Source organism: Atribacterota bacterium, assembly GCA_028717805.1.
Lineage (GTDB): Bacteria > Atribacterota > Phoenicimicrobiia > Phoenicimicrobiales > Stramentimicrobiaceae > Stramentimicrobium.
In genome coordinates this window covers 20,963-32,716 of record JAQUNC010000027.1, presented here as the reverse complement: position 1 = coordinate 32,716, position 11,754 = coordinate 20,963, and the positions used below count along the sequence as shown (strand labels likewise).

The 11,754-nt window shown below is 33.2% G+C and carries 11 protein-coding genes; all 11 read left to right on the top strand.

Annotated elements, in window-relative coordinates; translation table 11 throughout:
- The first annotated feature begins 366 nt into the window (after positions 1-366).
- The 11 genes from PHD84_07080 to PHD84_07030 all read left to right on the top strand — a co-directional run bounded on the left by PHD84_07080 (position 367) and on the right by PHD84_07030 (position 11,700).
- Positions 367-606, top strand: a complete 240-nt coding sequence (locus PHD84_07080) for a hypothetical protein (protein MDD5637561.1) — start codon at positions 367-369, stop codon at positions 604-606.
- Positions 607-633: 27 nt separating this feature from the next.
- Positions 634-2,484: a cobalamin-dependent protein gene (locus tag PHD84_07075; GenBank protein MDD5637560.1), complete on the top strand. Its 1,851-nt coding sequence runs from the start codon at positions 634-636 to the stop codon at positions 2,482-2,484.
- Positions 2,485-2,495: 11 nt separating this feature from the next.
- Positions 2,496-3,608, top strand: a complete 1,113-nt coding sequence (locus PHD84_07070; protein MDD5637559.1) for a hypothetical protein — start codon at positions 2,496-2,498, stop codon at positions 3,606-3,608.
- Between the two features lie 61 nt (positions 3,609-3,669).
- Complete coding sequence (locus PHD84_07065) at positions 3,670-4,551, top strand: DMT family transporter (protein MDD5637558.1); 882 nt, start codon at positions 3,670-3,672, stop codon at positions 4,549-4,551.
- Positions 4,552-5,056: 505 nt separating this feature from the next.
- Positions 5,057-6,211 (top strand): ABC transporter substrate-binding protein, encoded by a 1,155-nt coding sequence (locus PHD84_07060; GenBank protein MDD5637557.1) that lies wholly within the window; start codon positions 5,057-5,059, stop codon positions 6,209-6,211.
- 167 nt (positions 6,212-6,378) lie between these two features.
- Positions 6,379-7,251: a branched-chain amino acid ABC transporter permease gene (locus tag PHD84_07055; protein MDD5637556.1), complete on the top strand. Its 873-nt coding sequence runs from the start codon at positions 6,379-6,381 to the stop codon at positions 7,249-7,251.
- 41 nt (positions 7,252-7,292) lie between these two features.
- Positions 7,293-8,180 (top strand): branched-chain amino acid ABC transporter permease, encoded by an 888-nt coding sequence (locus PHD84_07050; protein ID MDD5637555.1) that lies wholly within the window; start codon positions 7,293-7,295, stop codon positions 8,178-8,180.
- An 8-nt stretch (positions 8,181-8,188) separates the two neighbouring features.
- A complete protein-coding gene (locus tag PHD84_07045; GenBank protein MDD5637554.1) occupies positions 8,189-8,998 on the top strand; it encodes an ABC transporter ATP-binding protein in 810 nt (269 codons plus the stop codon).
- Positions 8,985-9,686: an ABC transporter ATP-binding protein gene (locus PHD84_07040; protein MDD5637553.1), complete on the top strand. Its 702-nt coding sequence runs from the start codon at positions 8,985-8,987 to the stop codon at positions 9,684-9,686. The genes PHD84_07045 and PHD84_07040 overlap by 14 nt, the downstream gene beginning before the upstream one ends.
- Before the next feature lie 29 nt (positions 9,687-9,715).
- On the top strand, positions 9,716-10,735 hold the full coding sequence (locus PHD84_07035) for a D-cysteine desulfhydrase family protein (protein ID MDD5637552.1): 1,020 nt from the start codon (positions 9,716-9,718) through the stop codon (positions 10,733-10,735).
- A 56-nt stretch (positions 10,736-10,791) separates the two neighbouring features.
- Positions 10,792-11,700: a diaminopimelate dehydrogenase gene (locus PHD84_07030; protein MDD5637551.1), complete on the top strand. Its 909-nt coding sequence runs from the start codon at positions 10,792-10,794 to the stop codon at positions 11,698-11,700.
- The last annotated feature ends 54 nt before the right edge of the window (positions 11,701-11,754 follow it).

Sequence of the window (11,754 nt, the reverse complement as noted above, 5' to 3'; positions counted from 1 at the left end):
TGCCGGAGAGTACTTCTCCAGGCTATAGCCCGATATCTGAACAAAAAAGTAGAGGAGATACCCCTTTCCACCTTCCGACCCCCTACCAAGCCTGTTCCCCTGGGGATACTGGCAGGAGGTCAGGATGGAAAGTAATAGGTAGACTACTTGTTTTAAAGAACCGTTTCCGTTTCCCAGGAAAATAAATAATAAAATACATGACTGTTATTTTAATATGGCTGATTGGAATGAAATTTTTAAATTATAAAAAAATATTGAGAAAAAGATTAAGCACAAAGAAAAAGAGAAAGAATTAAGAAGTATTTTATAGAAGAAAATTATTTAATAATTTTCTCGGGATAATCGAGAAAAGAAGGTGTGAAGCATATGAAAGAGGAGTCTGAAACTTTAAATAGGATTGTAGATTCCCTGGATATTGAAACTTTTATTGCTTGCCAAAGCGAAGAAGAAGGAAAAAGGATAGGACTGGCAATAATGGAGAAATTGGGATTCAGAGATAAAGATATAGTGTTTATTGAATTTTTAGGTTCCGGAGTTCGTATCAGAATAAGAGCTAATATATATAAACCCGGAGATGCTTACGGGTGGTTAAATTTGTATAAATAAATGAGAGTATAAGAGCATATATTAGAAATGAATAATAGTATTAATAAAAGAAAAATATTACTAATTCCACTGGACCCAGTTCATGATGTTGCTTTAAAGATTTTAAATAGAAAATTAAAAGAAAGAGGCCACTATACTGTTTTATTGCCCCCTGATTTACCCTTAGAAGAAATTATTGATCGGGCAAGTGATGTTGATGCAAATTATGTTTTGGTAAGCAGAACACTGGGTTATGGAGTAGCAGAATTATTAGGTAAATTTATTGATATGGCAGAAGCGGCTAAGATCAGAGATAAAGCCAAAGTAGTGTTAGGAGGAAAGGCAATCACTCCACAATTAGCTTCTGAATTAGGTTTTGATAAAGGATTTGGGGCAGGAACAGATTTTGAAGAGATAATAGCTTATATTGAGGATAGAGAGTTTCAAAGAGAAAAGGAAAAGTTATTCAGAAAAAAGATATCCATTCCTGCCAGTCATACTTATCAATATAAGAATAATAGAATCAGAGGCCTATTAAATGAAATAACAGATGAAATTATTCAATGGAGTCAGAGGAAAAGCAGCCCTGGAATTGAAAGAGCAAAATTAAGGGGAAAAATGATCAATGTTTATAAAGACGATGTCCTTACTGATGAGGATAAAGCGCGGAAAATTAAAGTTTTAAAAGAAAATTATCTCTCCTATTGTGATGATAAAATTAGTCGATTCTATCAACAGGGATTATTGCCTGATAAAGTTCGATTATTATCTCCAGAAGAAATAAACAAGCTTGATATTTATATACAAAAACAAAAAGAAAACACTAATTTTAAAAAAATGAGGCATACGCAGTCTTTACCTCTTGTATTTGTACAGTATGGAACAGGTTGTCCTATTATGGATATTGCTCATATTAAAACTAGTGAAGCCTGGGGAGCAGATGGAGTATTTCATTTTGATCCTTCATGGGGTGCGCGTACCGAAGGACTATTGGAAGGAGTACTATCTCACGAAGAGGATGGTTCCATTATTACCTGGGAAAATTTAGCAAAAATAAAATCTTCACTTCATAAAGAAACAATCTGGACAGTTAGGGCTCATCGTGGATTAAATACACCAGAAACAGCTGTCATAGCTGGCAAATTAGGTGCAGATTTAACCAAAATTCATATAGTATATGGTTCATTAAATGGTGGCACTGATCCCGCAAGATTGACTATTGATGGTCTTGAAGCAATAAAATATGCGGCAAAATATAAGATGCCTTTTGATGAGCCGACCAATGAAGAGTTAGGGGGTGTTCCAGCATATAAATCATTTGCTGGTTTATTAATTATTGCTGATTTAGCTTTGAAATTAAAGGCTCAGCCAATATTAAAACCCCTCTTTTGTTATTCACCTGATGTTATGATTACTGGTAAAATGGATGATAATTATATTGACTATAATGTGGCCAAGATTAACAGCTTACGTTCCATTATTGATGCCCCAATTTGGCCTGGGGAGCCAATTGGTTTTATGACTCATTCTGAAGACAGAATCCAATCCTCTTTAACTACTGCTTTGCATGCTGCTCTCGCTATTTCTCTCAAGGTGAATGCTATTACCATAGCTTCTGCGGATGAAGCCTATTCTAGAGGGCCAATTTCTCTCTCTTCCAGGATCGATACTTTAAGAGCTGTACAGGAAGTATTTCGTTTCTTAGGAAAAGCAGAAATGAAGCCGACCAGTAAAGCAAAAGAATATGAGAAGGAGATTACAAAAGGAATACAAGCAACTCTAGAAAAAGTTGCTAAAAGAGGCAGTTTTATTAATGCTCTTTATGAAGGATTGTTGGGTAGCCCTCAGGATGGAGCTTACCCTGGTCGTGCTGGAAGAAATACCTTAATTGAGAGATAGAGAAATAGTATATGGAGATTAATAGTAAAGTAATTGGAATACTGGGCACTGCTAAAAATACTGGAAAAACTACAACTGCGAGCTATTTATTAGAATGGTCAAATAAAGAAGGAATTAAAGTAGGTTTAACCAGTATTGGTTATGATGGAGAGGATATAGATAATATTACCGGATTACCCAAACCCCGTATTTATGTTAAACAAGGGGACCTGGTAGGAACTGCTAAACAATGCTTTTCTGTTTCTGAGGCGAAAATTGAAATAGTTGAAAAAACATCAGTTAAAACATCCCTGGGACAAGTGCTAATAGGGAAAGTATTACAAGGAGGATTAGTTATATTAGCAGGTCCAAATAAAGGTAAAGATCTTCTTTGCATCCTGCAAAAATTGAAGAAAGAAAAAAGCCAACTTATTCTGGTTGACGGGGCATTAAACCGAATGATACCATTGATTAATTGTGATGCATTAATCTTAGCAACCGGAGCCTCTCGTCAAACTGATATTGATTTACTTGTAGATGAAACAGAAAGTATAATAAGAGCATTTAATATACCACTGAGGGAGAAACAAAAGATTTCTAATCAAGAAATAATACAGCATCATAATAATATTGTCATTTTCCAGAAAAATGGATATAAAAGACAGCTGAAAAGCCATTCTTTGATTAGTCAAAAAACGCTTAGCAATTTAATTGATAGTATTGATGAAAAAGAAACAGAAGAAATATATATTCCAGGTATTTTTCAGGATAATATATTAAAAAAAATATCTGAGCAATACTCTGAATTGTTTAAAGGAAAGACAATCCTTGTTAATAATCCTACTTTTCTGTTAGTCGGTACCCGAGATATTAACCATCTTATGGATATAATTGAGGATATATTAAACAAGGGAATCAAAATCAAGACACTTTATAATTTACCAATTTTAGCAGTTACCATTAATCCCTTTTATCCAAAATATAGCAGATTTGGAAAAGACAGTTATGAAATGGCTTGGATAGATGGATACCAGTTATATCAGAAAATGAGAAATAGATTAGCTCTTCCCATAATAAATATTATGGGAGAAGAAAGCCCCGAATTGGTAATCGTTATAAAAAAATTTTTAAATATTAATAAATGAAAAATAGTAAAGAAAATCAATTCCAACACATGAAGAAGGGATTGTTATGAATAATTACTAAATAGATGGGGGGAAAAATACAAAAAATTACAAACTGGGTATTTTATTGATGATTATAGCTGCTTTCTTTTTTGCTCTTATTGCATTTATTATTAAATTATTAAAAAATATTCCTTTGATGGAGATAGTTTTATTTAGAAATATCCCATCCATGATAATTATTCCAATAATTATATTAATGAAAAAAGAAACACCAATATTGGGTAGAAATAAACCATTACTATTTTTAAGAGGATTTCTTGGAGCATTAGGTGTGACTGCAATGTTTTATACTTATACCAAAATGCCAATAACGGATTCAATTACTATTCAACGTCTAAGCCCATTTTTTATTATAATTATGTCAATTATTTTTCTTAAAGAAAAGTATAATCTTAAACAAATTCCTCTTATTTTACTGGCTTTTATTGGTGCTTTATTTGTTATTAAGCCTGGTTTTAGAACCGATATATTTCCAGCAGTTCTTGCTATAATTTCGGCAATATTAATGGGTACTGCTCATATAATAATAAGGTATCTTCGTCTGAGTGATGACTATTGGGTTATTATTAATTATTATGCTTATATTACTGGAATAATGGCAATTATTTTACTGTTGTGGCAGGGTAATTTTGTAATACCTGGTCTTTGGGATTTAATTCTCCTATTAATTTTAGGTTTTGCTGCTATTGGTTCCCAAATTGGTTTAACACTGGCCTATCGATTTGCGCCAGCAAATATGGTAGCACCATACCTTTATACCCAGATTGTCTTTGCTGCAATGTTAGAATTTGCCTGTCTTGGAGTTATGTCAGATTTGTTATCAATCATAGGTTCGATAATAATTATAGTAAGTGGCATATTATATTTTACTTGCAGTAATACAAACAATATTAAAAATTAAATAATTTAAAGTACCAATAAGATGTGTTGAATTCGAGATATTAGCATTTACACATTTTCTTCTTTTCCATTCCCATTACAATAATATGATTTGTGACTCATTATCTGCCTTGATCTAATTAGGCATTTTTTATCTGTTGACAAATTGGATAACTAAATTTTAGCTACTTTTGAGATCATTCTAGAAAGATATGAGATTCTGTAAGTATAAGTAAAGTTGTTGTGTTTATATATAGGTACTAGTATAATATTTTTAAAGCTTGCAGCGAAATAATCCTTAACTCATGTGAACCTTATTCTTTCTCATAGTGGTATTTGGATTGTATCTATATTATAGTAAAGACAACACGAATAACCAATTCAATTTAAATTAATTTAAGTCAAGGTATAAGTGCTGATAGAGAATGGTATTAAAAAAGAAAGGAGTGATAAATAAAGGAACTGAGAAAATAGAGTGGTTTTAGTATGATTTTTATTTAAAAAAGAAAGAGGGAGAGGAGAAAAAGATGTTTAAAAAAAGCATAATTACTATTTTGTTTTTAATCCTATTTTGTTCTTTTACTCTTGCTCAAGGCGATACAATTAAGATCGGAGCGAATGTTTCATTGACCGGGCCATCCTCCATGTGGGGATTATCCGAATTGAATGCTCTTAAAATGGCTGTTGAAAAGATTAATCAGGAGGGAGGAGTTTTAGGAAAGAACCTTGAGATAATCGAGTACGATAATAGAGCTAATCCTCCAGAAGCAGTCATTGTTAACCAGAGACTGATAGATAGGGATAATGTAGCTGCTATCATTGGTTTAGCTCAAAGCGGTACCTTTATTGCTGCACGAACTGTTGCAGAGGAAGGCAAGACTCCGCAAATCGGAACTACAGCTACAAATCCAATGGCAACCGTTGCAGAAGATGGTACTCCTTTTAAGTATGCCTTTAGAGTTTGTTTTATTGATCCTTTCCAGGGGAAAATTGCCGCTAATTTTGCCTATAATGAGTTAGGAGCAAAAAAAGCTTCCATCGTTTATGATGTTGGTTCAGATTATTCTTCATGGCTTGCTGATTACTTTATAGACAATTTTACCGCTTTAGGTGGCGCAATTGTCAATAAAGAAGCTTTTCGTAGTGGAGAGTTAGATTTTAGGGCTATTTTAGGTAAAATTAAAGCATCTCCTGTAGATATTCTTTATGTACCAACAATGCAGAAAGAAGCTGGTTTAATTGCAAAACAGGCTCGTGACTTAGGAATTACAGCACCATTTATGGGAGGAGATGGTGTAGGTAGTCCTGATTTGGTAACGATAGGTGGAGAAGCAACAGAAGGATTTTATTTTACTAATTTAGCAGATTTAGCAGACCCAGCCTTAAGTGAATGGTTAGAAGAATATAGGGCACTTTATGGTACAGATCCAGTTCTTCCCAACCCTGTAATGGCTGTTGATGCATTATTATTGGTAGTAGATGCAATGAAGCGAGCAGGTACTACTGATGGGGAAACATTAGCTAAAGCGATTGAAAATACCAAGAACTTAAAAGTATTAACAACAGATAATTTTACTATGGATCCTTTAACTCATAATCCTTTGGACAAACCGGCAGTAATAAATGTTGTAAAGGATGGTCAATTTGAATATGTGATGAGCTATTCTGGAGGAGAAAATTAATTCGAATGCTTCTTTAAGTAGCTGATCTTTTATTAGTAACAAAAATTAATTTATAGCTATCGGATTATAAGCACAAAAAAGAAATAAACCAATAAGTGATATATTTCCGATAGCTATAAATCTAAAATGATTAAACTATGAAAAAGATGAAATAGGAGGATAATATTTTGTTTTTGCAAACAATAGTTACTGGTATTGGGATTGGTAGCATATACGCTTTGATGGCTATGGGCTATTGTCTTGTGTTTAGCATTTTAAATTTTAGTAACTTTGCCCATGGAGCAGTAATCATGTTGGGTGCATATGTGGGCTTTCTCTTTTCTTCAGTGATAGGTTTACCATTTGTAGTATCATTAATCATTACTGCAATCATTACAGGCATATTATCAATTATTAATGAAAGATTAGCTTATAGGACCTTAAGAGAAAGAAATGCTCCCTCGCTGTATTTAATCATTACAGCTATGGGTGTATCAATTATGCTTGAAAATCTGGTCTATTCTACTATTGGTTCCAATTTTTACTCATACCCAAAGTTTTTTTCAAAAAATTATTATGAGGTATTTTCAAGCACAATTGGAGTCATCGATGTTTATTCCTTTTTCGTATCCGTAATTTGCATCATTCTATTACATCTCTATTTAAACCATTCAAAGAGTGGAATAGCAATTAGAGCAGGGGTCTCAGATCAAATAGCAGTATCATTAATGGGAGCAAATTTTAATGTTTTAATTAGGAATGTATTCTTTTTATCAGGTATTTTTGCTGGTCTTGCAGGAGTATTTATGGGTATGAGATATATGGTATATCCACAAATGGGATGGATTACCAATAAAGCTTATATTGCGGCTGTTATTGGTGGTCTTGGCAGTTTACCGGGTGCAGTTATAGGAGGTCTTATACTTGGCATTATAGAAACCGTTGTATCTGTTTATATTTCATCAGTTGTAAGAGATGTTTTTTCATTTTCATTGTTGATTCTCATACTTTTATTCAAGCCCTTAGGCCTTTTTGGAAAAAAACTTGAAGATAAGATGTAAAAAATAAATACAGATAAGAAATTGGTGGGAGGGAGATATCTGTGGAGTATTTTAAAACAATTTTTATCGTAGGTTCGATAAATGTAGTAGCTGTAATCGGTGTAACAATATTTACTGGATTTACGGGTTTATTTTCTTTTGGACATGCTGCATTTGTCGCAATAGGAGCTTATGGGGCTGGGATCTTGACTTATTTTTATCATTTCCCCTTTATTCTAGCTGTTATAATTGGAAGCATGCTTGCCGGGTTGGTAAGTTTAATAATAGGTTATCCAACCATTAGAGGAAACCTGGGAAGTGACTATTTAGCTGTTGCTCTTTTAGGTTTTGGGGAAGCAGTCAGAGTTATATTAGAAAATCTCAAAATTACACAAGGAGCTCGTGGCTTACCCGGGATTAGGATTTGTTGCAATATACCAGTCGTTATCATCACGATAATAATATGCATAATCGTTGCTAGAAATATTATTCACTCCAAATACGGTAGAAGAATGGTTGTAGTTAGAGAAGATGCTATTGCTGCTGAAATGCTCGGCGTTCCTTTATTTAAAACAAAATATTTTTCATTTTTTACAAGTGCATTATTTTGTGGGCTATCAGGAGGTCTATTTGCTCACTTCTATGGTTTCATACAACCTGTGATGTTTACATTAGAGCAGTCAACCCAAATTTTAGCCTCAGTAGTATGCGGTGGAATTGGTAGCATAACAGGGCCAATTATAGCAACATATATATTTGTTGCCATACCTGAAATCTTTAGATTTGCAAAATTGTGGCGTTTAGTTTTTTATGGTACTGTTTTAGTATTAACGATGATATTTAGACCGAGCGGCTTAATGGGATATCAAGAAATTACTTTTAATACATTTTCAACTAAATACAAACAATTAATTAAATGGATAAAAGATAATCGAAATTCAAGGAGATAGATATAAAAATGCCTTTATTGGAATTGAAAGAGGTTAAAAAGAGTTTCGGTGGCATATGTGCCTTAAATGATATTTCTTTTACGCTGAAAAAGAATGATATTCTTGGTTTAATTGGACCAAATGGAGCTGGAAAAACTACCGTATTTAATTTAATTACGGGAGGTTATACCTTTGATTCTGGTTCAATACGTTTTGATGGTAAATCTATAAGCAAAATGAGACCAGATCAAATTATTAGTCTTGGTATAGCAAGGACATTTCAAAATATACGACTTTTTAAAAATTTAACAGCCCTTGATAATGTGAAGGCTTCCTTGTATCACAAAACGAGATACAACCTTATTGATACTTTATTTAGAACAAGTAACTATAGAAAGATTGAGCAAAGAATAGATCATGATGCAAGAGAATTATTAAAAAAAATGGACTTAGGTAAATATATTGAAACCAGATCGAGTAATTTACCCTATGGATTTCAGAGAAAACTAGAGATTACCAGAGCGTTAGCTTTAGAACCGAAATTATTACTTTTAGATGAACCAGCTGCAGGAATGAATCCGAAAGAAGTGATGGATATTATTGGTTTAATTCAAAGAATTTATTCAAAATATAATTTAACCATGATTATCATTGAACACCATATGAATGTAATTACCAGTCTTAGCAAGAATATTGTTGTTTTAAATTTTGGTAAAAAAATTGCTGAGGGGATACCTCAAGAAATTCAAAAAAATCCCACTGTGATAGAAGCTTATTTGGGGCATTCAAATTTAGCCAGTAATCAAGAAAGAAGAGATTCTAAAAATGTTAACAATTAAAGATATTAACGTATTTTATGGAAATATTCATGCAATACAGGATGTATCCATTCATGTCAAAGAAAATGAAATAGTGTCAATCATCGGGAGTAATGGTGCAGGGAAGTCTACATTATTAGGAAGTATTGCTGGTATCATAAAACGAACATCCGGTGAAATTATTTTTAGAAAAACTCCATTGCCATCGCGTAGTTATGAAATTATTAAATTCGGTATAGTATTAGTTCCGGAAAGAAGAAGAATATTTCCTGGCTTAACCGTAAATGAAAATTTGATCATGGGTGCTTATTTGCGCAATGATAAGGAAGAAATTAAGAAAGATTTAGAAGGTGTTTATAGCTTATTTCCAATATTAAAACAGCGGACAAAACAATACGGAGGAACATTATCTGGAGGAGAGCAACAAATGTTAGCTATTGCTCGAGGCTTAATGACTAAACCAAGATTTCTCATGTTAGATGAACCATCTCTGGGATTAGCACCAAATCTTACCGAAGAAGTTTTTTTTAAAATAAAAGAAATTAATCAAAAAGGAGTCACAATTTTATTAGTGGAACAGAATGCTTTTAAGGCTCTTGAGATTGCTGATAATGCTTATATTCTGGAAAGCGGGCGTATAAAATCTTATGGAGCTGGAAAAGAAATGATGGAAGACCCTACCGTAAAACAAGCATACCTGGGGGTTTAATTTACCTCATAGATAAATCGGAGGAGAATATGATGGATTTCATAAAAAAATATAAAAGAATTCCATTAGCTATCCTGCCAACTCCATTAGAACTTGCTAAAAATCTTACTGAAATGCTCAAAGGACCTAATATATATATTAAAAGAGATAATTGTACTGGGCTTGCCTTTGGAGGTAACAAGGCAAGAAAGCTTGAATATATTATTGCTGATATGTTAGAAAAAAAAGCAGACACCATTGTCACCATTGGAGGACTTCAATCTAATTGGGCAAGGCAAACTGCTGCGGCTGCTAAAAAACTGGGATTGGGGGTTATTTTGGTGCTTAATGGAAATGAACCGGGAGAATATCAAGGTAACTTACTTTTAGATTCCATCTTAGGTTGTGATATAAGATTTAAACCTTATTCTGATGAGGATGAACAGAAAGAAGAAACAGGAGAGACACCAATTACGGGTGAAATAGCAGAAGAGGTAAGAAGGAATGGCAAAATTCCATATATTATACCTTTAGGTGGTTGTAATCCAATGGGGAACCTGGGCTATATCAATGCGGTCAAAGAATTAAAGCAACAAACTGAAGAAGGTGGTATTCATATCGATTATATTATTACAGCAGTCGGAACTGGTGGTACTCAGGTGGGAATAGAATTAGGATTAAGACTATATAGAATGCATACCAGATGTTTTGGGATTAGTATCAGTCGACATATAAAACCAAAATCTCAAGAAATTGCTGAGTTATGCAACAAAACTATACAAGATTTTGCACCAGGATTAGCATGCAGACAATTTTATCCTGATGAAATAGAAGTGAATGATGATTATATTGGAGAAGGTTATGCTATTCCAACAAAAGAGGGCATCCAGGCAATACATACTGTAGCTCAAGCTGAAGGGGTAATACTTGATCCTGTTTATACCGGAAAAGCAATGGCCGGATTGATTGATTTAATTAAAAAAGGTAAATTTAAGAAAAATGAAAATATAGTGTTTCTTCATACTGGTGGAGAAATTGCAAATTTTGCATATAATAAAATATTTTCATAGTGAGAATAAAAATTCTATTGATTATAATTCTAAATTATGTAGCAGGAGGAATTAAATTGTATAAATTCAAAGTAATCATAGTAGGATTTGGTCATGTAGGAAGAGGAGTTCTGGATGCTCTACAAGAGAGTCCAGATATGGAAGTAGTCGGAATAATTGAATTGCCGCATATTATTAAAACAATCAAAGAAGAGATTAAAAATATACCAATTATAGATAATGATATTACAGAATTAGGTAAAGTAGATGTGGCAATTCTATCAATTGATAGTAGAAAAGTACCTGAAATTGCTCCCATATACCTACAACAAGGTATCAATACGGTAGATGCTTTTGATATTCATGGAGAATCCCTTATGCAACTACGAGAAGACTTAGGCAAAGTGGCAAGAAAATATAGTGCCGTCTCCATTATTTCAGCAGGTTGGGATCCCGGAAGCGATTCTATTATAAGGGCTGTTTTAGAAATTAATACTCCTAAGGGTATTACCTATATAAATTATGGTCCTGGCATGAGTATGGGGCATACAGTTGCTGTTAAAGCTATTGAGGGAGTAGATGATGCCATCTCGTTAACTATTCCCAAGAATGTAGGTATGCATCAGCGGCTGGTATATGTTAAGCCGAAAAAAGGATATGATTTGGAAAGTATTTCAAATAAGATAAAGAATGATCCATATTTCATTCATGATGAAGTGTATGTTTTTAAATCAGATAATATAAGAGATCTAATCGATATGGGTCATTCAGTTAAGATAGAAAGAAAAGGAGTTTCAGGTAAAACTCATAATCAAAGAATGCAATACACCGTATCAGTCAATAATCCAGCGGTAACAGGGCAAGTAATGGTTTCAGCAGCAAGAGCAAGTCTGAAGCAAAAACCCGGCTGTTATAGTATATTGGAAATTCCACTTCTAGACTTTCTTTATGGAAAAAAAGAAGAGATATTGTCACGACTAATATAGGGAATAAAAACTAAATTTATTTTATTGTTCTTTAATTGTTATTATGCCCAGAAA